The sequence below is a fragment of the Sphingobacterium sp. UBA2480 genome (assembly GCF_002341965.1).
Taxonomy (GTDB): Bacteria; Bacteroidota; Bacteroidia; order Sphingobacteriales; family Sphingobacteriaceae; genus Sphingobacterium; species Sphingobacterium multivorum.
Window position 1 is genome coordinate 223,430 of record NZ_DDPA01000001.1, and the last position, 26,401, is coordinate 249,830.

The following is a 26,401-nucleotide window of genomic DNA, read 5'->3' on the forward strand; positions in this document are numbered from 1 at the left end:
TCGTTGGAAAGCTGGTATTTTATAAAAAATACCTGAATGAAAAGTGTGAGATACATCATGTTATTTTGGGTGGCTTTCTTAGCCCACCACGCTGTCTTCGGGCAGAGTACGTCTAATTCTTTAGATTCAACAGCAGCTTTGACCTATTGGTATCAGCCATCATTTGTAATAATGCATGATATGGCCATACGAAATAGGGTATGGATTCCTGAGGAAATCAAAAATAGATCTTCTCTATTTGGTATTCGGCACAGCAGGGGGCAAGGGGACTTTAAGGCGGCGCAAGGAACTGATGGGCTCATTCAATCCCAATTGTATACGGAAGGGAAGACCGATTGGCGCAAAACTAGCTTTTGGGGAAGATTTTCATATGACCGCTCCGCAGAAGACAGTACTGCTTTGCGCCATCAGTCACGATGGAATGTCGATGCGCCATTGTATTTTGGTTCGTTGCGAAAAAATAAATACAGTCGAGAGACCTATAAGCTCGATGCGGGAATCCAAAGAGCATTCTTCGATGCTAAGCTCCCGATTTCCCTGGGCATCGATTATCGATTAGGCTCTCACTACTCCAATAATGATCCCAGAGGCGATATCAAAGATATGAACCTGCAGTTTGAATTGAGTGTTGGTCACAATCTGCCAACATTTTCTTATCATATTGCTGGTATTTGGGGATATGGTTCTGAACGGGTCAACGTGGGCTATAAAAATGACAAGTATACAACCAATACAGAAGACCCATTGTATGTCAATTGGATGATGAACGGTTTTGGAAGTGCGAGTGAGCGACTAAAAGAGATCAATTACAACGATATTATTCACCGTAAAGGCGTCGGCGCGCATATCTTCCTGAAACCCAATGATAGGAATAAGATCTATTTTAATAGTCGCTATCTAAATGAAGAACAATCATTCAGACGAAATGATAACTCAAAACAGACCTATTTGTCCTTAAATGATTATAAAAAAGATATCGGATCAATCGATTTTTTATGGAGCCGGCAGATGCATCGTAAGCGATTGCTAAGAGTAGCGCTGCAGGGACAAATTGAAAATGGACAGGATTTTAATTATAGTTATCTAGCAAATAACTACACCTATCGTCGGCATGAAATTTCGTTTAAAACTCAATTAGCCGTACATCAGTATTTGTTTGAAGGCCATGCTGGTATGTATAAGACCGAGAAAAAAGATGGTGTTAGTGGTAACCAAATGGAATTTGATCAAGTTAAACTGGGACTGGGACTGAATCGAACATTCCGGCTCGGCCAGTCGGCCGATATAATAGGAACAATCGCCTATACTAAACAATGGTCACCAAGCCATAATCTCTACGTATCTGAGTTGAATACAGGGGATTTTGGGAAGCAGATACTGTATCAAGATTATCTTTACGACACCGCTCCACGTAATAGCTGGAATATGTCCTGGGTATGGGGCACGCATCATGCAAAGAACAATTGGAGCATACAGCTCCAGATGGATTATCAGTGTAGGGGTAATTTGGTGCCGATAGACTATACGTTGTCAAGTGTACCGGGTAAAAATTGGTTTCTGGGTAAATTGGGGGTTTCTTATATATTTTAAAATAGTTATCGTACTTGTTTATAAGCATAATTAAGAGAGAATGAAAAAGCAGTTTTGTGTATTGGCCACTATTGTTGGTTTTGTGGGTTTGCTTTCTATGAAAGATCAACAGCAAGCCTTTGATGATGAGATACAGCTTTATTATCGACGGCCGGTGAGCGAATGGCCAAAACCAACAATTGATGTAGGGGCTCATTGGAATGAATTTAAGTCTCTACCCAAGATCGATACCGGTTATTTTTCTTTAATGGAAAAGCCTGATGTGAAGTTGGGGAAATATCTTTTTTTTGACCCCATTCTATCGGGAAGCAATCAAATATCCTGTAGTAGCTGCCACAACCCCCAGACTTCCTGGGCTGACAAGCTTACCGTACCAGTTGGTAATGATCATCTTGAAGGCACGCGTAATACGCCATCTTTGCTCAATGTGTATGCACGCAAGGAATTGTTTTGGGACGGTCGTGCTGGTTCATTGGAGGAACAAGCGTTGGGTCCTATTGAAGCTCATCATGAAATGGATATGGAATTGACAAAACTGATTCCCAAGCTAAAGGCCATCCCCGGATACAACAAATTGTTTGTGGATGCTTTCGGGGAAACCGATTATTCGATGCCGGAGGTACTGAAAGCCTTGAGTGCTTTTCAACGGACATTAACAAGTAGAAGAAGCCGTTTTGACGAGTTTTTAGATGGCAATTATAAAGTGTTGTCTGATCAGGAAGTTCGCGGTCTTCATTTATTTCGCACCAAAGCGCGCTGTATGAATTGTCATAATGGTCAATTTTTTACCGATGATCTGTATCACAATATTGGTCTCACCTATTACAAACGGAAATATCAGGACCTGGGACGATACGAGATTACAAAGGATCCTGCTGATGTAGGACGTTTCCGTACACCATCCCTACGTGACGTGATGAATACCGATCCGTGGATGCACAACGGATTGTTTTGGAATATGACCGGTCTGTTGAATATGTACAATAGTGGTATGCAGATGAATTCCGCTACTGCTGAGCAGAAAGCAAAAGATCCACTTTATCCTGTAACTGATCCATTGATGCAACCCCTAAATTTGACAAAAGATGAAATAAAAGATATTGAGGCCTTTTTGCACGCCATCACAGGGACTTCTTATCGTATGCGCCGTCCCGAAAGTTTACCGAGATAGATGACAGCCGAACAATCGTGAAGCTGTGTTTGCATACTGTTCGACATGCTATATTGAGAGTGGGGCAATTTCAGGATAGCTTCTTGCACAAAAAAGGTTATCCAGCTATTGGATAACCAATGTTTTAAACAGATACTGGTAGGGTGTTTATTTTTCCAAATATCGTGAATTCTAGTGACTTATAAAGAAATTTTAAAAAGATGGACGTTTCTCTTTCTTTTAAATACGGCCAAGAGGTTGATATATGGTTACACTTTTCTTACTTCTCCTGTAAAAAAATAACCTGTATAGCCCATTTTATTCCGACTAATTTGTATCTTAATAAGCTGTATAGCCATCCGCAATTTCTTGTTTTAAGGCCTTAAATTGGGTTGTTAACTTGTTGGTCGTATTGGCTTAGAATCGCTATCAAAGGAATATTGCGACAGTTTTAAAAATAAGGAGAAAATACGAAATGAAAAAAATTATCGTCATTGCTATGTACTGTGTTGTGTTGTTTATGTCGTGTAACAGTGGCGGTGGAGATAGGGAAAATGATGAGGTTGCTGAGGTTGCTCATAGCGGAATAGCCTCGGTCGTAAAATCATACTTTCTCTACCATGAAATAAAAAATGTAGACTATGCTATCTATATCAATGATGTATTGGCAGGACAATCTCACGAAAATACTGGTATTCCGGGGCCCTATAAGCTAAATCCGTATATAACTTCATCGGGCAAGCAATTTGTAAAAATGATCATATCTGCCAACAGTCGAGAAAAAGAGATTACCCCAGAAATATTAAGAGAAATAGGTAAGAACGCAGGTATATATTTACTTCTAAATAAAGATTTTGAACATATTAGGGAACTCAAAAAACTGCAATTTCCACACATTGATAAGCCTGTTCCTTCCTATGAATATAGATGGGAATTTGAAGCGGAGTAGTCTTAGTTTTATGCTAGGTTTATATTATTATTTGATTGATCAGTAGAAAGGTATCATCGTCAAACATACTATTTTGATCTGCTTAAGTGTTGTATCGGCCATCAGAAACGGTGTAATGACACCATTCCACACTGGTCCAACTGTATGAATTACATATTTAGCGGCTAGCTTGGCTGCAGTTGTGATGACGGCTTCACCTACCTTGCAGCCTCCTTGTTTAGCCCCAATGTTACGGCATCCTTCCAGAATTTCCGGCCCACCGCAGCGATGAATAGTAACTACGGTTATTTTGTTGTTACTATGTGACGTCGGATTGATCTTAACTCAAATAAATGAAAAAATAATTAGCAGGTTTAATTGGGGTATCGCAGGATAGCCGTTGTATTCAATGCCTCGCTTTAAAAAAGTGAAAATAATATTGCGTAGTTACATAACTACATTTATATTTGTAGTCAAATAGCTACATAATAAAGAACGGTCAGTAAAAGAGCTGCTTTATTTTGGGTGGCAAGGATAATACCGGGTGTTGAAGATAGGAGAGGTGGCTAGGAATGTAAAGTAATTAACAGGATAATAAATAAATCAACGCATTATGAAAAGAAATCGGATAATTTATTGGATAGCAACCATATGGTTGGCTGTAGGGTTATTGTCAACTGCTATCATACAGATTTTTAAAATTCAAACAGAAGGAGCAGGTGGGATACAAAATATAGACCATTTGGGATATCCGAGTTATATACTTCCTTTACTAGGAATCTGGAAACTATTAGCTGTGGTTGCCTTGCTTTGGCCTAAAAGACCACTTTGGAAAGAATGGGCATATGCGGGTATTTTCTTTACGGCTACTGGTGCCTTGTATTCGCATATTGCATCGGGAGATTCTTTCGCTTTAATGGCTCCGGCACTATTATACATTATTCTAATTGCTACTTCTTGGTATTTCAGACCAGCCGATAGGAAATTCGATTAGAAATTGTGTTGAAATCTGTGATGAATTTAATGAGTTACCCGAAAATATGTACTGGGTGAAAAATCCATCAGGGACAGTATTTAACTTGCTTTAACCTTTACTCTTCAGGTGAAATATAGTGATCTCCGGTAGTATCCCAACTCGGCTTGGATAATCTAGATAACCGAAGCCAACATTTACGTACAGTGCCTGATGCTTTTCACGGTACAGGCCTGCCCATTCGCGGTAAGCATATTTGACCGGACTCCACTGATAATTCGGGTTGTTATAGCCGAATTGTCCCCCATGCGTATGCCCGCTGAAAGTGACGTCGATTGTGGGATATTTGGGTAGGATCTCTGCGCGCCAATGGGAGGATCGTGTGAAAGCATCAAATTGATAGGCGAGGATTTATCTACTTTAGACATGGCCAGATCGATATTCCCATAATTTTGTGGATTATTTGCGCCCCAATTTTCGACACCTATAATCGTAATCTTTTCGTTATTCAGTACGAGTTCTTTCGATTCATTGAGAAGTAGTTGCCAACCCAGTTGTTGATGAATGGATTTGAGATTTGAAAGGTTTTGTTGTTTGGTCAAATGCTTCTGATCAAAGAAATGATGTCTGTTAAAATGATAATCTCCATAATCATGGTTCCCGAGGATAGAGAACGTAGCTAATGGAGCCTTCACTTTATCAAATATGGATAAATAATCTTCCATTTCAGCAGCAAAATCATTGATTAGGTCCCCGGTAAAAAAGATGATGTCAGGGTTCTGTGCTAACAAAAGGTCAATCCCTCTTTTTACAGCAGTTGAATTAAATAGACTACCTGCATGTATATCGGAAATTTGGGCTATAGTAATTCCTTCAAATGATTTCGGTAAATTAGGTAAAATTAAATCGAGGTGGTTGACCTCGTACTTATACAAATCAAAGACAAATCCACGTGTAAGTGCAACGATGGGGACACTGGCTAACAGGAGACCACTTTTGACTATAAAATCTGATCTTTTTATGGAGGGTAAATTTCCAATTTGTTTCGGCAACGATTTAGTTTCTTTTATTCGTTTGTTTATTATGTTGAAAATATGCACAACCGCATCAATACCAATAAAAAAAAGGCAGATTATCTTACACAATAGCAACGAAACTGGAAAAAATACTAAACAGGCAGATTCAAAACTAGTCCATCTAAAAAATAAATTAAGAAATATGGATAGATAGGAAAGTATACTGATAGACCACCAGACTATGTTCAGTAGCTTTCGATTGGATTTCCAAGTTGATAATGACCGTATTCTTAGAAATATTAGAAGATCTAAAAAAATGAATAGCATTAAAATTTTTAGATAGGCATAGAATTGTTGGATCATATTCGAAGTCTAAAATTGAATCTGGCATATTTGGAATGAATAATTGGATTACCAAATCTAAAATAGCTGTTTTTCTCCATAATCATAATTTCAGTTTTAAATTATTTTCAAAGCTGATGACTATTAGCTTTGGAGCAATAACCTCCTTTCGCTTTGTGTCATATTATTGACGAATGTGGTGCCACAGATGTAGGGTAGAAGTCTTAAATTTGTCCCTATTTGCAGTGGATTGTATGCTATTAAAGAGATTTTAAATTATGGGAAAACGAAAAGAAAATTCAACCAATAGGATTAATGAACAGTATATTATTGAATGTGATTTAGCGTATGCTGTATGTAAGATCGGTGGCCGATGGAAGCTGTTGATACTTGCTAAATTACAGCATGGCAAGCTGCGGTTTGGTGAGATTAAACAATTGATTACAGGGATTACAGATCGCATGCTCACTTTGCAGCTCAAAGAGCTGGAAAAGCAAGGACTGGTTAAAAGGATTGCTTACGCGGAAGTGCCCCCTCGAGTGGAGTATCAATTGACTGAAATTGCGGCAGAACTTATCCCTATTTGGTGTCAGTTGGAAAAATGGGGCGCCAAGCATAAAATGATAACATAAAGACGGCTTTGTTTTCAGCACTGATTTTTTATCGATACCTAATTCAAAAAAGTTTAGTATAGCCACAATGGAAATTTACACTAGGATGGTCTCTGAAAGATTTTTATTTCAGAGAACCGGCCTTGCTTTAGGTCCCACTTATATTCGAATGCAATGGAATAACCTAAAGATCTAATTTTCCACACCTGGTCTTTTTCATGTCCAACGATATAGTGTAAAAACCCTGACATCGCATTTTTTCCAATTTCTTCAACATCTTGATTAAAGGGGATAATGCCGTTTGAAAATGAAAATAGCTGCTGTGCAACTTCATCGGGTTGCAAAATATGGTTTTTTAAGGTTTTTGTCAATTGTATATTTTCATCGGAAGATAAGTGCAATTCTTGCCAGTTCGTATCCAAATTGCTTGCTTTTTCCAGATCCTTGAGTATTTCATTTTGAACTTTTATGAAGCGGGGCTGATTTTTTAGGTAAAATGTACCTAATCGCTTATCAATAGTATCTTGCCATTCTTGAGGGCTGAGTTGTTGTATCCAAGTTGATGAATAGCTGTTCCAGCGTATTTCATCCATTTCCTGGTAGAGTTTCTCTAATTCATTGGCTGGTTTCTGGGGCACGAACGGAATCCCAAGTCGTAAATATTCCACTTTATTGGGTAGCGTATATTCCGAATTTTGGATAACCATCGTTTGTAGATTAAGGTTGAACTTAAGCATATAAAGCTTATTTACTAGCCAAATTTGCCAAACCTCCTCCTTTAATTGTTTAGCGAAGACTTGATTTCCAAAGGCATAAGCTATTGTAGATTCGTTTGTTCCTATGTTCGATTGTTGGTAAATCATAGGTTGTATAATTCCGCTGATAAGTCGCGCTATTTCGATAGGTCGATAACACTGTAGCAAGTTTACTGTCGTGAATTGTGGGGTTTCCAACATTTTTGACAGTTCCTCAGGAGGCTTGCTATCAAAAATAAATGCATTAAGTGCTGTTGGTGGAGCCTTTATTTTTTCAAAATATTTTTTGCGCAATCGTGTTAAGCCAGTATGTTCTTTATGAGCATACGCAACGATCGGGTTAAATAGTGCATTTTGCTGTTCGGTCGTTAAGGTCGAATCCGTTATTTTACTTCCTATTTCAGTAATAAACTTCAAAAATTCCTTTTGCGTCTTTTCCTTTTGATTCCTCAGTTGGCGATCAAAACTCTGGCCTGTACAAGTGAGTGCCATTAATACGAAAAGTACAGTTGACAGCGCTATTTTTGAATATATCATGTGCTGATAGATTTTATCTCAATGTTAGTATGCAAAGATCGTCCTTTTACTTAACATGCATATCATCTAAAATGTTTATGCTAAAGTTAGCTTAGATAACGAAGGAATATTAATTTATTACAAACGATCTTTGGTTAGAAGCTGTTTGGTTTTTAGAGACATTTGGATTGGGCAATTCCAATCCATTCGTACCGGGTCAGGGAAATTTAAACCATTATGGACAATAAAAATAAGGAACAAATGACGACAGCATATTTGCAAATTGTGTTAAAAATGAATTCTTCCAATAGGGGGGAATTGACAAGTACATATAATAAGTTCAAAGATTTATTTCGAGAACAAATAAAAGGAGCGAAAACACAAGAGCTACTCTTCAGCGATGAGGATATACAGCTCTTATATGGCTTTGATACTTATGAAGATGCTGAGGCCTTTTTGTCAACAGAATTATACAATAATATCATCCTCGTTGCACTAAAGCCACTAATAAGCAATAATCCTGAGATTAAAATATACCATGTGGCATAAAGATAGCGTAGGCAATGCCTTCATATGTAGATGACCTTATATTAATATATAATGAAAATAGAGTTTCCAGAATTGTTACTGCGCGAAGTCGCTCAAAATCTCAAAGATGCTAAAGATCGTATTGCCGTTGCTGAAAGTGTGACAGCGGGATTGTTGCAGTTAGCCTGTTCACAGATGGAGGGAGCAATGGAAGTTTTCGCTGGGGGAGTGACCACCTATACGATTAATGCTAAGATAAAAATACTAAAGGTAGATGCAAAGGAAGCCGAAAGATGCGACTGCGTATCTCCGAAAATTACCGAAGAAATGGCACTTGCAGTAAGCAACCTGTTTGGTACAACATGGGCTATTGCCACAACCGGATATGCAACAGCCGTGCCCGAATCAGCTGGTAAATTGTTCGCCTATATTTCAATTGCTGAAAAGGACAAGATTATATCTACCGAAAAAATTGAACTTCAATCGAGCGTCAAAATGGAAGAAGCGCAGGCCATTTATACCATAAAGGCATTCGAAACTTTAAATAGGCTATTACGACTAAATAGGGTGAGTAAAAAGTCAAGCCAATCCGTTTGAGAACTGATTATCCGAAAGGCTGTTGAATTGGATGGGATGTACATAAAATAGTAAAAAGGAAGGGCTGTCCACGTTAATCACTGCCCTGAAAAGTTAGACTCCTCGGACAGCCCTTTAACTTTATGCTTCTCTTTTCAAATCAAAAGAGAGGTATTTTTCATAATCAATTAAAGATCTCACCGGTGTTGTTACTCCATTTAGAAGCTCGATATACATTTTTGCTACGTTTTTCCATACAGTTTGTTCTCCGTAGCTGCGTGCTTTGAAACGATGCCAAGCGAGTAGTCGATGGGAGGTATACAATAATTTGATGTTGCCACGCATGGATTCTATGTCGTTAAACGGAGTGAGAATGCCACGATCATCTTTCAATAGATCTTTGGCATGCCAGTAAGGAGTGGAGATAACTGCAGCTCCCGCGCCTACTGCAAAAGATAAGGTTCCACTGCTTATTTGTTGTTCGTGAGGGTATGGGGATAAGTATATATCGCATGCTGTCAGATACTCTTTAAGTTCTTCATCCGTTAAGAATTTATCAATAAAAACAACTTTATCCTGTAAACCTAGTTGATCAACTAAATTTTGAAGTTCGAATCGGTAAGATTCACCTTCATGGGCAAGCACATTGGGGTGTGTTTTTCCAACAATCAAGTATTTGAATCCAGGAAGATCGATACCCGACAGGGATTTTATGGCATATTCAAGCCCTTTACTTCTTCCGATTAAACCAAAAGTCATCATCACAAAGTTTTGCTGTAAATTCAACCTGTACTTGGCTAACCCCTGATTATAGTCAAACTGCGGCACGCCATGCGGTATAACTTTAATTTTATCCGTAAGAGCCGAATCAAATTGCTCCTTTAACAATTCTACTCCTTTTGGCGATAAGCTGACAACCACCTGAGATTTTTCCAGAAGTAATTCCATAATTTCTTTCTGCTGCAATGAAGGGGTTTGCAGAATAGTATGAAATACGGTTAATAATGGTATAGTAAGATTGTTGGCGATTTGTGTGATGAAAATACCGTCGGCACCACCAAATATTCCAAATTCATGTTGCACAATACAATAATCATATTCCTCATTGATGATACGAGCTGCTTGATGATAACTATCAAGTCGATCCCGAAAGATGACAAAGCGTACAGATTCATTAAAATCCTCTAATCCATGTTTAGATAAAGCGATGATGTCAATTTGTACAGTAGGATCGAATTCCATACCTTGTTTAAGGTCTTTCGTAAAAGTTGCTAACCCACATTCTTGAGGCGGACAAGTACTGATGATTGCTATTTTTTTCATATGATTTAACCCTCCTTTACTGTATTTTGTACTTCTTCAACTGGAAGATCCAAAATGGCCATTAGCAATAAATAGTAGCCTTTTTCCAAACCTATTTTTTTTGCTTTCTTTTCAATATTTTCCATATCCGTACGCTATTTGAGTGTAAATTCTTTTGATGTAATTGAAACAAAATTTATACCTAAAGGATGTTTATGAAGCTTTAACCGTAGTTTTTGAATAGAAATAGCGTAGGGTAGCTAAGGAACTTCCGAAAAATACAGGTTAAATACGTATTTATAGCGTTGGAGAAATGAATTTATCGTCGTATCACTTAAATAGTCATTTAATCCCATACAAATTTCATAAATAAGTGCTGTTTTGCTAAAGATGTTCAATTTTCCTCGCTTAAATTTTTCTTAGCAGTTTCAAACAATAAAGAGGTTCCTTTGGTTGTTTATTTAAGTTAAAAATGAGTTCATGAAAATAGCTACCTATAATATTAATGGTATCAATGCGCGTCTACCAGTCTTGCTTCGCTGGTTGGCCGAAGAATCGCCTGATGTTGTATGCCTCCAGGAGTTGAAATCTCCGCAGGAACGTTTTCCACTGAAAGAAATTAATGCCATCGGATATCATGCCGTTTGGCACGGTCAAAAAAGCTGGAATGGGGTTGCGGTTCTTTCTAAATATGAGATCGAAGAAATCTCTAGAGTGCTTCCAGGTGATGCCGAAGATGTTCAAAGCCGTTATTTGGAGGTTATGATCCAGCAAGTCGCGATTTGCTGTCTTTATCTGCCCAATGGGAACCCATTTCCCGGGCCCAAATTTGAGTATAAATTGACGTGGATTGAGCGCTTAGCTAAGCGGGCCAAAACGTTGCTTAGTATGGATAGTCCAGCGATACTCATCGGCGATTTTAACATTATTCCAACTGAAATGGATACCTATAAACCTGAAAAATATGTCGACGATGCATTGTTCAGAAAGGAGGTTAAAGAGGCTTTCAGTCAACTTCTTGAAGCGGGCTGGCAGGATGCGATTCGTCAGCTTTTTCCGGATCAGCAGGTGTATACGTTCTGGGATTACTTTCGTCAGGCTTATAGTCGAAATGCCGGTTTGCGTATAGATCATATCCTATTAAGCCCTTCAATTCAGAATCGTTTGATTGAAGGCGGTATTGATCGCCATGTTCGCGGCTGGGAAAAGAGCAGCGATCATGCCCCTACATGGATTCGGTTACGGAATAGCAGCAACAATGGCTAAAAAGATAAATACCAGTGCTGGATTGTTATTGTATAAATTTGAGGCGCTAGAAATTTATTTTTTCTTAGTACATCCTGGTGGTCCCTATTTTACGAAAAAAGATGAAGGCTCTTGGACAATCCCTAAGGGAGAAATCGATTTGTATGAAGATGAACTTGAAGCAGCCAAAAGGGAATTTATTGAAGAGACAGGCTATCTTCCCAGCGGAAATTTTATTGCGCTACAAGCTATTCAACAGAAAGGGGGAAAAATAGTTAAGTGCTGGGCAATTGAAGGAGATATAGATCCTGCTGATCTGGTAAGCAATACCTTTGAAATGGAATGGCCGCCGAAATCCGGAAAAATGCAAACTTATCCAGAAGTAGATCGCGGAGGTTGGTTTACATTTGCGGAGGCTAGGAAGAAAATAAACGAACGGCAGATTTCTTTTTTGGAGCAAGTGATTGCTCATGAGAAATGTTAATTTTTTCAACACCATTTTATTTTGCAAGTGCTACCTAGTAGACCTCATTGCTTTAACTTTCGCTGTATTATCATCCGCTACAAACTTCTGATAAATTGCTGTTTCCATTCCATATAGAGCGATCTTGCCTTCACTATTACTATGAATCCCATACCCATAGGTTTTTGTAAGCGGGGAAGCTCGCAGGCAAGCTTGTCCTCTTGAGAAAAAAACTGCTCTTGCTTCAGGATACTCATCTGGCGTTAGATCCCTTCTTTCCGCATAGACTTGGAAAATAATATCGTCAGATGTATACTGATAAGGTGCAGAGGCGATTAATTCATATTGTCGTTTAGCAACGGTTTTATTGCTTTTTGATGGTGGAATAGTGCCCTTAACTACTTTGGTATCTGCAGCAGCTTCAATCAATGTGTTAAAATAATTGGTCGAATGGATTTTCATAATTTTCATCTTTCTTTAATCAATGGAGCCGTAAGGATAACAACAAAAATAATAGGATATCTTACGATTTGAAAGTGAATCGCAAAATATCCTATGATTTATTGATTATTATGCTCGTATGTTCTAGAGCGCAGCTTTAATAGCGGCTAAACAATCCGATTGGTATTTCATGATGTTATCTTTATCCGAAGCAGATATTTTTCCATCAGCAAGACTTTTTTCGATCTCGTTTTTAATATCCAACAGTGATTTCTCTTTATCCAACGCTTGATCTGCAGACTCTGCATTGATGCGATCCACCCAAGTTTTACCTAATTTTGTATAAAGCTCCTTGGCTTTATCATTGGAAAGGACAGGGGCTGTCACTGAAGCAATGGCTGCATTAGCCGCCGCTTTATCGGAATAAACAACGGCTTCTGCATCTTTCGTCGCAGCATCTTCGGAAGTTTTCATTGCCTCTTCATTGGCGTCAGCTGCTTTTTCCTCCGCATGCTCCATCTTCTCAGCCGCCTTTTCCTGCGGTGTTTGATTATTACACGAAACTAAAATCGCTGCGGTAGCTAGTGAAGCAAGTAATGTTTTGTTTGAAATCATAATATTTATTTATTTAGTGATAATGTTTAAATAACAAGATTTATTTGTAAATAGTTTTAATTTTTATTTTTTTATAGTTTAATATATCCCCTATATTAATGATATATTGCTAACTGCTTTTGCATGGTCTTTCGAATAAAATGAATGCGTGTTTTAATAGTACCTTCAGGCATCTGCATATATTCAGCGATTTCATGATATTTATAACCTTCTAGAAACATGTTGAAAATTTCATAATTATCTTCGGAAAGCTGACGCAATGCTTTTTGGATATCATCCTGGATAAATTTGCTGCTGCTTAAATTTGTTGAAACAGAATCCGCACTGGCTAAAGCTGCATACTCATGGTGATAGTTCTCAGTACGTTTTGTTTTTCTGTAATGGTTAATATAAATGTTGCGCATAATCACATACAACCATGAGCCCACCTTAGGATTATGTATAAGCTTTTCGATGGATTTTAATGCATTAACCATGGTGTCCTGTATAAGATCATTTTTAATCTCCGGATCTGAAGTAAATTGCGAAGCGAAATTTTTGAGTAGGCTTCTTTTTTCTTTAAAAAATGAGTTTATCTCGATGTGCTGCATGTTGTTATTTTCTAAATTTTACGGCTATTATAGAACAACAACAGTGCAGATTTTAGTCAAAATGCTGCGTGTTGGAACGCTGATACGATCTTTAGGTAAATATTACGGAAGATGTAATTTATACTTAATATTGGTTATAACTGCTCATTATCAGTATGTTATATTCACTGTGTGAGTCGCGCCAACATAATCGGCTAAGGATTTAAAACCGTATTAAATTTTTGCGATTGGAATTTTCTCGGTAATGCCTCAAAGTACACGTTATTTATACGCTTATCTCAGGTATTTCATTAAAAAACGAAGCCATCACTTGTTATACTAATGTGCGTTCATGAAGGGAGAGCGTACTGTTAGATTCCTAATTTGTGTAAAAAGCTGGAGAATCTCTATGTTTGGGGCTACATAGGCATCAACAAACTGTTGACATCGCTTCGCTTCTTTTAGCTGAGTTTGATCCACAAGAACAATAACGATCAGGTTTGGATAGCGATTATTTAGAAGCGAAAAGAAAAGGGCGGTATCTTTAAATACCAAACGATAATCGAGCAGCAGCAATTCAGGCTTTTCATGAATGAGAGAATTGCTGCTAATAGATTCAAGAGATGCTGCTTCTAGTACAACCCTTGCGGGACTTTGTATATGTTCAGAAAAAAGGATGCGATAGGCAAACAACTGCTTTCTTAAACTCGTAATAATACCGATATTGATTTTTTCCATAACGAACGATATTGTTGTTGTTTACAAGCCTGCAGTATCTATATTTCATTGCTACTTTATTGGGGTGTGGTTGAAATAATATTTGCGGAATGGCATTTTAAACTTGCGCCAAAACTCCTTTCCGCCTTCTCAATTTCTTTTTCACTCACAATTTTTCGAAGCGACTGACTTGAAAATCGGTTTTTGTTCTTGGTATAACAAATTTCAATTCCCTCTGAAATACAATAATCTCTGCCTGAAAAATCAACCATCTTATAGTCTTCCCCTATAAAGAATTTGTGGACAGGTAGTGACTGAAGCATATCTGTAATGTCGTGATCCGATTCAAAAGGGATGATTTCATCAACAAACTGACAGCCTTCCAATTTGATGAATCTTTCGACCATGGTCTGAGCCGTGTCATGGCCATCAGCTTCCTGTACATTTGAATCAGTTTTAAGTCCCACAATGAGATAATCACACTGACTCTTCGCTTCCTGTAGCGCAACGATATGGCCTACATGCAACATGTCAAATACGCCGAAAATAATACCTATAATCATATTTTTAATATTAGTTTATGCATTTATGCGCTTTAACGCGTAATTAGCCCCATCGTTTATACTGACTACGGCGCCCTTACTAGTGTTTTCCTTCGATGCAATTATTCTTCGCAAAGACGAACTCGAGAACCTGTTTTCCCGTCTATTGAAATAAAGCCGTATCCCTTTTTCTTCGCAATACTGTCTGCCTGTAAATGCCTTATCCATATATTCATCACCCAAAATGCGAACATGTATTTTGTATGAACGTAAAACATCTTCTAGGTCCTGCTCAGTAGCGTAAGGGATAATCATATCCACATGTTTACATGCCTTTAATTGCATATAGCGTTCAAATACCGATTGTGTCGGCTTGTTTTTTTCTGGACGATCCAGCGTTGGATCTGTCTGCAGACCGCAAATCAGAAAGTCGCACTGTTCTTTGGCATCTTCGAGCATCTTAATGTGACCTGCATGAAGCAGATCAAAAGCGGAAAACGTAATTCCTATTTTTTTCATATTATAATAATTTAAACTGCAATTATTGAAGAAGTACAGGTAGAACGCAGCTCAGAAAGATTCGTTTTAATTTTAAATTATTTTTTTGCCTTATTATTTTCAACACCCTTCCATCTCATTTCAACTTCCCTTTTTTGAAAAACGATTGAACTAAAATGGCTGGCTGGCGTTCTGAACTAAAATGAAATCCAGCACTATGCAGACGAATAGAAATGTATCCATTAATAAGCCAAATACAACCTACAGAATTCAATTTCATAAAGCGTTTAACTTTGCTGATTTTAAAGCCATAATTCCTTACCTGCTTAATCTAGGTATAGATACGATTTATGCTGCACCTATTTTACAATCAACGCCGGGGAGTGTCCATGGCTATGACGGTGTTAATATGCATCAGATAAATCCAGAATTAGGTACACTCGACGAGCTCAGGGCTATTAAGAAACAATTAAGAGAATCCAATATCAAATGGATTCAGGATATCGTTCCAAATCACATGGCATTTCATCCAGCGAACGAATGGCTCATGGATTTGCTGGAATTTGGACAGTCATCAACATTTAGCCGTTTTTTTGATACCTGCTATAGTTCTAATTTATTTGAGCAGGGAAAATTAATGGTACCTATATTAGCAAAGACTTTGGATGAAGCAATATCAGACAATGAAATTACAGTCGTTTCTTCCGATGATAGTCTTCGACTTTCTTATCAAGGAAATGTTTATCCAATTTCACCAGAATCTTATGGCTTTATATTGGGCGATTATTTACGGGACACACAAGCCGATTTTAGCGGCCTTTTGGTTCAGATAAATACCGCTCAAGCCAATGGAGATAACGAAGAGTGGAAGCAGTTGCGAATACACATCTTTAAAGGTCTCTCAGGCGAGATACTTACGTCTACGCTGCAACGCTTTAATGCGGATCCCGATCGTATTCTTGAATTGGTAACTAGTCAGAATTATGAGCTTTGTCCTTGGTGGCATACACATCAACGAATAAATTATAGACGTTTTTTTACGGTCAACGAACTAATTTGTTTAAATGTGCAGGACGAAGAAGTATTCAAGCAGTCTCATGAGCTAATCAAAACACTCGTTGACGAGGGGCTGATTGATGGACTCCGCATTGATCATATCGATGGACTTTATAATCCCACAGCCTACCTCTACAATTTGAGAAAATATATCGGTCCGAAAACGTATATCGTCGCTGAAAAGATACTGGAGAAAGGAGAGAAGCTCCCGATCGACTGGCCTATACAGGGAACAACGGGCTATGATTTTTTATCAGTTTGTAATAATGTATGTTCCTGCCAGTCGGGAAAGAAAATATTGAATAACTATTATCGCAAAGTTACTGGCGAAAACTTATCAATTAAAATAGATCAATATGCAAAAAAATGTAAGATTCTTACAGATCAGATGCAGGGAGAGCTCGACAATCTTGCCAAATCGTTAGCATCACTTCTGGGTGTTGTTGACCAAGAGAAGCGGGATGCGCTAAAGGACATTTTAAAGTCCTTTATTGCACTTTTTCCGGTCTATCGGCTTTATGATGATTGCTTTCCATTGTCAATAACGAACTTCGAACTTGTGTCTTCACTTTTTGAAAAGTTGATGAAGAACCCCGAGCTCGACCAAGAGCTGGTCGATCAATTTCGAAATCAGTTTCAGCAAGCGCAGGTAGCTTATCAATCGCCGAACCAAACTGCTTTAGCCGATTTCTTTCTCCGCTGCATGCAATTGACTGGGCCAGTAATGGCAAAAGGGGTAGAAGATACCTTGATGTACACCTACAACCGGTTTATTGGACATAATGAAGTGGGTGACCATCCGAAGAATTTAGGGCTTAGTATCAAGCAATTTCACCGATTTATGCAGGATCGGCAAAAAGATTGGCCACTGTCAATCAACGCCAGTTCAACGCACGACACCAAGCGAGGGGAGGATTCACGGAGCCGCCTTTTGGTCCTAACTGCTATGGCGCAAAAGTGGGTAAAACAACTGCGCATTTGGCAGGATGTGGTCTGGAATGAATATCGAAAGGACCTTCCGCACCCAAATGATGAATATTTCATCTATCAGTCTTTGGTCTCCTCTTATCCAATGGAGAAACAGGATGCGAAGGCAAATACAGCATCATTTGAAGAACGTTTTTTGGACTACTTGGTTAAATACCTTCGCGAAGGTAAAGAACGCTCAAGCTGGGAGAATCCAAATTTAGTTTATGAAGCTTCAGTTCGGGACTTCGCTTCTTTTTTGCTGGACAAAGACCGTCCTTTTTTTACGAGCTTTTATCAATTTATTGAGGCAGTCGCTGATTATGGGATATTGAATTCACTTATTCAGCAAATTTTAAAGTTTACTTGTCCTGGTATACCCGATATCTATCAGGGATCAGAACTTTGGAACTATAGCTTTGTTGATCCCGACAACCGACGACCTATAGCTTATGAATTAAGTAAAAGTCTCCTCGACACGATCGAAGAGACAGCCAAAGAAGAGCGAATTCCATTTTTATGGCGAAATAGACACGATGGAAGAATAAAGCTTTGGTTGATAAAGAAATTGGTGAAACTGAGAAAGGACGATCATACACTTGCACCGGATAGCAGCTATATTCCACTGAAGGTGACTGGTCGATATCGGAAACATATATTGGCCTTCGCACGTAGGTCAGGGGATGAGTGGTTAGTGGTGATTTTACCGCTACATCTTGCCGCTATTGGTAAAATCTCAAAATTTGTGCCCTGTTCATTTGATTGGTCCGATACAAAAGTTCATCTCTTAACTCATCGTTCTGTGACTTGGCAGCATGTTTTGATGGATAGCAGTGGCGAAGGCACAGAAATTCCTATCCATGCTATTTTTAAGGATCTTCCCATGGCGATCTTAAAATATAAAGATTCCACTCAGAAAAGGAGTTCCGGTGTATTGTTGCATATAAGCTCATTACCGTCACCTTATGGGATCGGAGATCTCGGGAATGAAGCTCGCCGTTTTGTTAAACAGCTCCAACGTGGTGGCCAAAGCTGGTGGCAGATCCTTCCATTGGGGCCTACAGACTTAGCACAATGTTATTCGCCTTATAGCACGCTAAGTAGCAGGGCTGGAAATCCCTTACTCATCGATTTAAAGGAATTATTAAAATTTGGCTTGCTGAATAAGGATGAATTGAAGACCTTGAAAAAGAAGGGTTTGCAAACAATAGATTTCGCGGAAATAAACAGCTCAAAATATCGGCTCCTTGAAAAGGCATTCCATCGTCTTCCAGCGCAGCCTACGCAAGAATTTTCCGAGTTTGTAGACCGCGAATCTTCCTGGCTTGATGATTATGCACTCTTCAAAGTTTTGAAAAATAGACATGACGATCGTCCATGGTATCAATGGCCAGCGCTTTATAAGCTTCGCGATAGCGCAGCGCTGGAAGATTTCGCCACTCGATTTGCAGATGAATTGCAACAGGAAAAATGGTTTCAGTTCCTATTTTTTAGGCAATGGAGTGCGTTAAGAAACTATGCGCGTGATTATGGGATTAGGTTTATAGGGGATATCCCATTTTATGTTGCCTATGATTCTGCCGATGTGTGGGTCAATCCGCAGTACTTTTCATTAAAAGCAGACGGTACTATAAATCATGTTGCGGGGGTACCACCCGATTACTTCAACGCCGACGGCCAATTATGGGGTATGCCAACCTATAATTGGATCTCACTTCAAAAAGATGGTTATCAATGGTGGGTGGAACGTTTGTCACATAACTGTACGCTATTCGATACGTTACGGCTTGACCATTTCCGAGCATTTTCTTCCTATTGGGAAGTGCCCCATGAAGAAACTTCCGCAAAAAATGGAAGCTGGGTTGTAGGGCCTGGGTCGGATTTTTTTGATCATGTGAAAACTTCGTTGGATCATATGCCTTTTATCGCCGAAGATCTTGGTGACATAGACGCTAAGGTATATCAGCTACGTAATGAATATAATTTTCCGGGAATGGCCGTATTACAATTTGCTTTTGGCAACGATATGCCCCGTTCACCTCATATCCCGCATCAATATAACCGCAATACTGTCGCCTATACGGGCACCCACGACAATAATACTTCGCTGTCTTGGTTTAATCAAGATCTCGATGGAGCGGGCAAAGAAAGGATCAATAATTACTATGGGCAAATCGTTGAAAATACAAATCTAAATGATGTCCTCATACGTTCACTCTACGCATCCGTTGCAGACAGCGTCATTATCGCGATGCAAGATATCCTGAATCTTGATGGATCTTGCCGCATGAACCGTCCCGCCAGCACAGCTGGCAATTGGGTATGGCGTATGCAAAAAGGGGCATTTGCAGCAAACCACCAGGAAAAATTAGCTTACTACACGAAATTATACAACCGTTAAACATACAGATGGAAACAAAAATTTATACCGGAAGCCCTTATCCATTAGGAGCTACTTACGATGGGGAAGGGGTTAACTTTGCCCTTTTCTCCGAACATGCTGAGGCTGTTGAACTTTGCCTCTATACTAGTTCCGATGAGGAGGAAGTCGCAAAATTTAAAATAACCGAGAAGACGCACCAAGTGTGGCATATCTATCTCTCGGGAATTAAGCCAGGACAACGCTACGGCTATCGGGTATATGGTCCGCACGATCCATCGCAGGGACACCGTTTTAACCCCCATAAATTGTTGATTGATCCGTATGCAAAAGCAATATCAGGTACTGTACAATGGGATGATGCTTTATTCGCGTACACTATAGGGGAGGACGATATGAGCTTCGATACAACGGACAGCGCTCCTTTTGTCCCCAAAGCTGTTGTTATTGATAACAAATTTGATTGGGGGAACGACAGTCCGCCGCGGGTACCGATGCATCAGAGTGTGATTTATGAAACCCACGTAAAAGGTTTTACAGCGACACATCCTGACATTCCCGAAGAAATAAGAGGAACCTATGCTGCTTTGGCACATCCTGTTGCTATAAATTACCTGAAAGAACTGGGTATTACTGCCGTCGAATTGTTGCCGATCCATCATTTTTTGACTGACCGTCATTTAAAGGACAAAGGACTCACTAACTATTGGGGATACAATAGCATCGGTTTTTTTGCTCCCGATGTGCGCTATTCCGCTTCAGGTACACATGGTGAGCAGGTTATGGAATTTAAAAAAATGGTCAAGGCCTTACATGATGCCGGTATCGAAGTGATCCTCGATGTTGTCTACAACCATACCGGCGAAGGTAACGAAATGGGGCCAACACTGTCTTTTAGAGGGATTGATAATGCTTCTTATTATCGCTTGGCGGAAGATCCACGGTATTATATGGATTTTACCGGAACTGGCAATACCTTAAATACACGTCAACCCAATGTATTACGTCTGATTATGGACAGTCTGCGCTATTGGGTTGAGGAAATGCATGTTGACGGGTTCCGCTTTGATTTGGCATCAGCATTGGCACGGGAGTTACACGAGGTCGATAAATTAAGTTCATTCTTTGACGTTATTCATCAAGATCCGGTGATTTCACAGGTTAAACTCATTGCGGAACCTTGGGATATCGGAGAAGGCGGCTACCAAGTTGGCGAATTTCCTGCCGGCTGGGCCGAATGGAATGGAAAATACCGTGATTGTATCCGAGATTATTGGATCGGGGCAGATAGCATGATTGCTGAATTTGCCAATCGCCTTACAGGATCCTCCGATTTATATAGGGGAGATAATCGAACACCCACCGCCAGCATTAATTTTATTACTGCACACGATGGATTTACACTTCATGACCTTGTATCGTATAACGATAAGCACAACGAAGCCAATGGCGAGGATAATCAAGATGGTGAAAGTCACAATCGCTCCTGGAACTGCGGGGTCGAAGGACCTACAGAGGATGCTACAGTTAATAGCCTAAGACAAAAACAAAAACGAAATATGCTGGTGACCTTGTTCCTGTCGCAAGGTGTGCCTATGCTCGTCGCTGGCGATGAACTGGGCAGAACACAGCAAGGCAACAATAATGCGTATTGCCAGGACAATGAGATCTCTTGGCTGGACTGGACCAGCGTGGATGGAACTTTATTGGATTTTACTAAAAAATTAATTCATTTTCGCCGTGAACATCCTGTATTCTGCCGTCGTAAATGGTTTCAAGGTATACCCATTCGTGGTACGGGTGTCGAGGATATCGTATGGTTTCTCCCAGACGCATCTGAGATGGATGATCATCATTGGCAGGAGGATTATGCCCGTTCCCTTGCTGTATTTCTCAATGGTCAGGGAATTCGATCAGTAGACACCGCTGGTAATAAAATAGTGGATGCCAATTTTTACCTTTTATTTAATGCCCATTGGGAAGATGTCGCCTATAAACTCCCTAGTGAAATCTATGGGGCTTCCTGGAATAAGATCATAGATACGAATAGCGATAGGATAGGTGATTTTGGGGAGTTTCCAGCTGGGGATACGGTTTTAGTTCCCTCGCGCTCGATTCTTTTATTTCAATCACAATAGAGCGACCACTGGATTATGAGCAAAACAGGAATTAGACAATTAGGAGTTCAATACAATGGTGCGCTATGGGAGATTCGCGTATGGGCGCCAAATGCAAAGAATGTCTATTGCATGCTTTATAATATGGGTGTCGAAATACCGCTAGAGCAGCAAGCCTACGGTTATTGGTATGCCGAAAGTGATCTAATCCGTGCGGGCGATTTGTATAGAATACGGGTAGACGACAACGAATTTCCTGATCCGCTTTCTCGTTCACAACCGGAAGGTGTTCATGGACCGTCTCAAGCTGTAGACCTCGCTTTTTCATGGACCGATCAAGACTATCAGCCGCCGCAACAATCAGATTTTATCATCTATGAGCTTCATGTCGGTACATTCTCGTCGTCCCATGACTTTGATGGAGTTATCAAAAAGATTCCTTATCTGAAAAATTTGGGAATAACTGCTATCGAAATCATGCCGATCGCTCAATTTCCCGGAGAGAGAAATTGGGGTTATGATGGCGTATTTCCATTCGCGGTACAGCATTCTTATGGTGGCGCTTCCGAATTGCAACGGCTAGTTAATGCCTGTCATGAGGCTGGTATAGCTGTAATTCTCGATGTGGTCTATAATCATGTGGGCCCCGAAGGAAACTATTTTGCGCAGTATGGTCCTTATTTCACTGAGAAATATCGAACGCCCTGGGGCGATGCACTCAATTATGACGACCGTTTCTGTCACGGACAGCGGGATTTGGTAGTCAACAATGTACGGATGTGGTTTGAAGACTTTCACATTGATGCGCTGCGCATGGATGCAGTACATGCGATCAAGGATTTCAGTCCAATTCACATCCTTCAGGAAATCCGTGCGGAAACGGATAATGTGATCGCTAAAACAGGGAAAAATCGATATCTCTTTGTTGAGTGCGATCTTAACGACAGAAGATTTTTAGACCCCTTGGCAAAAAATGGTTTTGCGATGGATGCGCAGTGGCTAGATGAGTTTCACCATGCCTTACGCGTAGCCGTAGGCGAACCAAAAAAGGGCTATTATCGGGAGTTTAATGGCGTGGAAGATCTGGCAAAAGCCTACGAGAAGGCCTATGTTTTTGATGGGAACTATTCTTTCCATCGCGAGAAATTTTTTGGAACAAATACGGCGGGTATTCCAAGCGATCGCTTCATTGTTTTCAGTCAGAATCATGATCAGGTCGGCAATAGGATGCTGGGTGATCGTGCGGCCTCGCTTTACGCCAGAGAAATAACACGTCTTATGACTTTTGCTGTATTCATGTCGCCCTATCTTCCGCTACTATTTATGGGCGAAGAATGGGGGACAGCGCGACCTTTTCCGTATTTTATCAGTCACAGTGATCCAGAGCTGGTAGAGCTGGTGCGGGAGGGCCGCAAGCGGGAGTTTGAAGATTTTCTCACAGATCACGAGGTTCCCGATCCACAGGATGAAACAATATTTAGGCAAGCTGTGTTGGATTGGGACGAATTGAACAGGCAACCATATCAGCAACAGTTGTCCTATTATAAATCGTTGATCGCATTTCGGAAAAGCAATCCGTTGTTAAAAAATATGCAACGAAGTGATATCAGGACTGAGTGCCTCTGTGATAAGAAGGTACTTAGTATCTATGTGGAACAAAAGGAGAGGCAAATGATTATCCTGATGAACTATTCAGCTCATTTACAACATGTCAATCTACCAGCAGCTGTGCAATGGACCTTGTCATTTGATACCAGTGTACCGGACGCCGACCTTTTGGCAGAGACTGACGCTGTTGCAGTGCAGGACTGTTCCTTATTACCATGGTCAGGGTATGCTTACACTTCGAAATAGATCGTTTTGGAAAGATTTAAGTGAGTTGATCTTCAGGAATGAAAGCTATTAAAAGATAAAAACAAATTATTCAAACAACTTCGTTAAAAGTATTGTTCCTTATTTAAATACGGCTTGTCCAGTCGTGAAGAAAGTTTTAAAAGCTAGGTCCTTTCCAACCTAGCTTTTTTATTTTTAAAAGGAACAATTGCTTATGGTTTTGAATACCAGTGGTTTGAACGATCAGCTATTCAGAATAAATTTTAAACAAACGTTTGATCTGTTATTCGTCGCAATTTTTTTTTATCTTAGCCTAAGATATGACATGTTTGAAGAGGGGTGCTAGATTTATAATGTATGGCAAATTATCTCTTTCGAGAATTTCCTATTATTAGCGAATTAAATGATTAAAAACTAGCAAACTATGCGTCAACTGGAGTGTCACGAAGAGAAAATCCACCTATGCGGTAAGGTCCAGTCTTTCGGTTTCCTTTGTATTTTTGATGAGAGCGGATGTATTGCCGCAAGTGAAAACTTAACTATCGTCCTTGATATTCCCATGAAGGAAATCCTCGGACGCTCTATTGCTCAGCTATTACCATTGCTATCGTCCGAAAAGGAGTTGAATCTTAAAGAGATTGAAACGCAAATTAGAGGAGAGATCTTTACACGTTTTGTGGAGCGTATCCGCATTAAAAATGTAGACTATTACCTGAGTATTTACCAGTACGACGAGCGGACATACCTTGAAATAGAAATCTGTAATGAAAATCATTTAAAAGCGACGCGATTATTTTATTATGCGAAGTACCTTGAAGAACGTCATGGCAATGCTTGGCAATCATTGACTGTACTGATCCGTCAGATCATTGGTTTTGACCGAGTTATGGTATACCGTTTCGAGGAAGACAATAGCGGACAGGTCATTGCAGAGTCCATCGCAGATGGAATGACCCCATTGATGGGCTACCGGTATCCGGAATTTGATATTCCGGCACAAGCACGCGAACTCTATGTGAAGTTTCTTGCGCGCCACGTAGCTGATGTTGATGGTCCGACTATTGGTATACAGGGTTTGGAGGCTGGTGAGGTAGACTTGACGCGCTGTAGCCTCAGAGCATTATCTCCAGTACATCTACAATATCTTAAAAACGCTGGAGCACGGGCCAGTGCCAGTTTTTCTATCGTTATCGAAGGAAAACTTTGGGGCTTGGTGGCATGCCAGAATAGCGAGCCTTTGAATGTTGATCTCGCCCAACGTCATTTATGCGCTTTTTTAACGCAATACGCTATAAACTACTATCTTTCAGAACATCAAAAAGAAAACCTGGTAGCGCAAACCATTATGGGTGTTATGGAACGTGATCTGAAGTCTGAGTTATTAGTTAATAGCGATATTGGAATTGTGCTTGAACGCTTTGCACCACAAATTCTAGAAATTGCGGGCGCAGATGGACTAATGATCAAGCACGACCGGGGTTCTAAAAGTTGGGGCGATGTACCCACTGAATTGCAGTTGCGTGAGATCGATCGCTTTATAGAAGAGGAGGGTCAAGATGACTTGTTTTTCACATCAAACTTTGTCTATGGCGACAGTGAACCCCCGCAACCGGTTATATTGCCTGGCATTTTGCGGATAAATATCCTTCCCAGCAATAAATGGCACATCTATTTATTCCGCAAAGAACATGTTTACGAAGATGTATGGGCTGGAAAACCCGAAAAAATATATCATTACGATCCCGAAAGGAAAGTCGAATTTCCATCTCCACGGACATCTTTTGAAGCTTGGCGTGAAAAGATGAAAGGCAAATCTATCCAGTGGAAAAGTGCCGAGCTTTCTTTTATGGAGAAAGTCGCACAAATAACCCAACAAGCTATTGCCCAGCGCGGCGGAGAGATTGCTCAGCTCAATAAAGAACTTGTCAGGTCCAACAATGCCTTGGATACATTTGGCTATACATTAACCCATGATCTTAAAAATCCACTTTCATCGATAAAGCTTGCTGCCCAGATGATGTTGATGAAAGATGATCTTCCGAAGGATATGTTACGCAAAATGGCACTAAATATTATGGATGCTACTGCGCTGATCACTGAAATGATGGACAAGGTGTATCAGCTAACGCAATCGAATTATGTTGCCTTCAAAACGGAACTGATCGATCCACGGAATAAAATTCTTAACATTCTCGAAAGCTGTAAGCAGCAGTTTGAAAGCGCCCATCTTGAGTTTGTTTTGGGAGAAACTTTGCCGATTTTAGGGGAAAGAACACTGTTATACCAGTTGTTCTTAAATCTGATCAGCAATGCCATAAAATATAGCAGTAAAAAAGATCGCCCGAGAGTCGAGATATATAGTGAAAAGCAGGGACAATTCGTTCACTACTACATTAAAGACAATGGTATCGGAATGGATATTAAAGATGATAGTAATATATTTGATATTTTTAAACGCTTGCCGAACTCGCAGGGATTCGAAGGGTCGGGGATTGGGCTTTCTATAGTAAAACGCATCGTAGATCGTCTAGAGGCAAAAGTCACCGTCGATAGTGAGCTTAATATTGGTACAACTTTTTGTATAACATTTAAAGCCTAATGGACGAAGAAAAAAATCAATAAACCAAAAAAGGAGCCCGAAAGCTCCTTTTTTTTGTTTGAACGTAGCAGCA

Annotated in this window: 23 protein-coding genes; 13 read left to right on the top strand and 10 right to left on the bottom strand. The window is 39.8% G+C overall.

The window, feature by feature from the left end; genetic code table 11:
* Window positions 1–36 precede the first annotated feature (36 nt).
* The 3 genes from B3600_RS01025 (at window position 37) to B3600_RS01035 (ending at window position 3,689) form a co-directional block, all read left to right on the top strand.
* Window positions 37–1,590, top strand: a complete 1,554-nt coding sequence (locus B3600_RS01025) for a DUF6850 family outer membrane beta-barrel protein (RefSeq protein ID WP_159332930.1) — start codon at window positions 37–39, stop codon at window positions 1,588–1,590.
* 40 nt (window positions 1,591–1,630) lie between these two features.
* Window positions 1,631–2,761: a cytochrome-c peroxidase gene (locus B3600_RS01030; protein ID WP_070560807.1), complete on the top strand. Its 1,131-nt coding sequence runs from the start codon at window positions 1,631–1,633 to the stop codon at window positions 2,759–2,761.
* Window positions 2,762–3,215: 454 nt separating this feature from the next.
* Entirely contained in the window at window positions 3,216–3,689 is a 474-nt protein-coding gene (locus B3600_RS01035; RefSeq protein ID WP_286751794.1) for a hypothetical protein, read from the top strand.
* Window positions 3,690–3,728: 39 nt separating this feature from the next.
* Here B3600_RS01035 and B3600_RS01040 read toward each other — a convergent pair whose 3' ends face one another.
* Complete coding sequence (locus tag B3600_RS01040) at window positions 3,729–4,007, bottom strand: macro domain-containing protein (protein WP_312523510.1); 279 nt, start codon at window positions 4,005–4,007, stop codon at window positions 3,729–3,731.
* Between the two features lie 274 nt (window positions 4,008–4,281).
* Between B3600_RS01040 and B3600_RS01045 the strand changes: the two genes are divergently transcribed.
* Window positions 4,282–4,662 carry a DoxX family protein gene (locus B3600_RS01045; protein WP_236560186.1) on the top strand — a complete coding sequence of 127 codons (381 nt, stop codon included), beginning with the start codon at window positions 4,282–4,284 and terminating at the stop codon, window positions 4,660–4,662.
* Window positions 4,663–4,838: 176 nt separating this feature from the next.
* Here the strand turns inward: B3600_RS01045 and B3600_RS01050 are convergent, their stop codons facing one another.
* Window positions 4,839–5,693, bottom strand: coding sequence for a metallophosphoesterase (locus B3600_RS01050; protein ID WP_286751795.1), 855 nt, complete (start codon window positions 5,691–5,693; stop codon window positions 4,839–4,841).
* 584 nt (window positions 5,694–6,277) lie between these two features.
* Between B3600_RS01050 and B3600_RS01055 the strand changes: the two genes are divergently transcribed.
* Window positions 6,278–6,631, top strand: a complete 354-nt coding sequence (locus B3600_RS01055) for a winged helix-turn-helix transcriptional regulator (RefSeq protein ID WP_046676278.1) — start codon at window positions 6,278–6,280, stop codon at window positions 6,629–6,631.
* Window positions 6,632–6,711: 80 nt separating this feature from the next.
* Here the strand turns inward: B3600_RS01055 and B3600_RS01060 are convergent, their stop codons facing one another.
* A complete protein-coding gene (locus B3600_RS01060) occupies window positions 6,712–7,902 on the bottom strand; it encodes a hypothetical protein (RefSeq protein WP_286751796.1) in 1,191 nt (396 codons plus the stop codon).
* Window positions 7,903–8,118: 216 nt separating this feature from the next.
* Here B3600_RS01060 and B3600_RS01065 point away from each other — a divergent pair, with 216 nt between their 5' ends.
* The gene (locus tag B3600_RS01065; protein WP_053003998.1) at window positions 8,119–8,430 is read left to right on the top strand and encodes a hypothetical protein; all 312 of its coding nucleotides are present in this window, start codon (window positions 8,119–8,121) and stop codon (window positions 8,428–8,430) included.
* Window positions 8,431–8,481: 51 nt separating this feature from the next.
* Entirely contained in the window at window positions 8,482–9,006 is a 525-nt protein-coding gene (locus B3600_RS01070) for a CinA family protein (RefSeq protein ID WP_083295736.1), read from the top strand.
* 120 nt (window positions 9,007–9,126) lie between these two features.
* Here the strand turns inward: B3600_RS01070 and B3600_RS01075 are convergent, their stop codons facing one another.
* Entirely contained in the window at window positions 9,127–10,308 is a 1,182-nt protein-coding gene (locus B3600_RS01075; RefSeq protein WP_115048573.1) for a glycosyltransferase, read from the bottom strand.
* 459 nt (window positions 10,309–10,767) lie between these two features.
* Between B3600_RS01075 and xth the strand changes: the two genes are divergently transcribed.
* A complete protein-coding gene (gene xth, locus B3600_RS01080; RefSeq protein WP_286751797.1) occupies window positions 10,768–11,553 on the top strand; it encodes an exodeoxyribonuclease III in 786 nt (261 codons plus the stop codon).
* Complete coding sequence (locus B3600_RS01085) at window positions 11,546–12,016, top strand: NUDIX domain-containing protein (RefSeq protein ID WP_112374725.1); 471 nt, start codon at window positions 11,546–11,548, stop codon at window positions 12,014–12,016. The genes xth and B3600_RS01085 overlap by 8 nt, the downstream gene beginning before the upstream one ends.
* A gap of 30 nt (window positions 12,017–12,046) precedes the next feature.
* Here the strand turns inward: B3600_RS01085 and B3600_RS01090 are convergent, their stop codons facing one another.
* The 6 genes from B3600_RS01090 to B3600_RS01115 all read right to left on the bottom strand — a co-directional run bounded on the left by B3600_RS01090 (window position 12,047) and on the right by B3600_RS01115 (window position 15,398).
* Window positions 12,047–12,466, bottom strand: a complete 420-nt coding sequence (locus B3600_RS01090; protein ID WP_286751798.1) for a DUF6157 family protein — start codon at window positions 12,464–12,466, stop codon at window positions 12,047–12,049.
* Window positions 12,467–12,580: 114 nt separating this feature from the next.
* Window positions 12,581–13,051, bottom strand: coding sequence for a hypothetical protein (locus tag B3600_RS01095; protein WP_046676283.1), 471 nt, complete (start codon window positions 13,049–13,051; stop codon window positions 12,581–12,583).
* Window positions 13,052–13,146: 95 nt separating this feature from the next.
* A complete protein-coding gene (locus B3600_RS01100; RefSeq protein WP_046676284.1) occupies window positions 13,147–13,641 on the bottom strand; it encodes an RNA polymerase sigma factor in 495 nt (164 codons plus the stop codon).
* 318 nt (window positions 13,642–13,959) lie between these two features.
* Window positions 13,960–14,358 (bottom strand): hypothetical protein, encoded by a 399-nt coding sequence (locus B3600_RS01105; protein WP_112374726.1) that lies wholly within the window; start codon window positions 14,356–14,358, stop codon window positions 13,960–13,962.
* Window positions 14,359–14,414: 56 nt separating this feature from the next.
* On the bottom strand, window positions 14,415–14,900 hold the full coding sequence (locus tag B3600_RS01110; protein ID WP_070560786.1) for an adenylyltransferase/cytidyltransferase family protein: 486 nt from the start codon (window positions 14,898–14,900) through the stop codon (window positions 14,415–14,417).
* A gap of 15 nt (window positions 14,901–14,915) precedes the next feature.
* Window positions 14,916–15,398, bottom strand: a complete 483-nt coding sequence (locus B3600_RS01115; RefSeq protein WP_046676287.1) for an adenylyltransferase/cytidyltransferase family protein — start codon at window positions 15,396–15,398, stop codon at window positions 14,916–14,918.
* 196 nt (window positions 15,399–15,594) lie between these two features.
* Here B3600_RS01115 and treY point away from each other — a divergent pair, with 196 nt between their 5' ends.
* The 4 genes from treY to B3600_RS01135 all read left to right on the top strand — a co-directional run bounded on the left by treY (window position 15,595) and on the right by B3600_RS01135 (window position 26,328).
* Window positions 15,595–19,800: a malto-oligosyltrehalose synthase gene (treY, locus tag B3600_RS01120; RefSeq protein WP_286751799.1), complete on the top strand. Its 4,206-nt coding sequence runs from the start codon at window positions 15,595–15,597 to the stop codon at window positions 19,798–19,800.
* Window positions 19,801–19,808: 8 nt separating this feature from the next.
* A complete protein-coding gene (glgX, locus tag B3600_RS01125; RefSeq protein ID WP_286751800.1) occupies window positions 19,809–21,917 on the top strand; it encodes a glycogen debranching protein GlgX in 2,109 nt (702 codons plus the stop codon).
* A gap of 15 nt (window positions 21,918–21,932) precedes the next feature.
* Window positions 21,933–23,750, top strand: a complete 1,818-nt coding sequence (gene treZ / locus B3600_RS01130; protein ID WP_286751801.1) for a malto-oligosyltrehalose trehalohydrolase — start codon at window positions 21,933–21,935, stop codon at window positions 23,748–23,750.
* 403 nt (window positions 23,751–24,153) lie between these two features.
* Window positions 24,154–26,328, top strand: a complete 2,175-nt coding sequence (locus tag B3600_RS01135; protein ID WP_286751803.1) for an ATP-binding protein — start codon at window positions 24,154–24,156, stop codon at window positions 26,326–26,328.
* The last annotated feature ends 73 nt before the right edge of the window (window positions 26,329–26,401 follow it).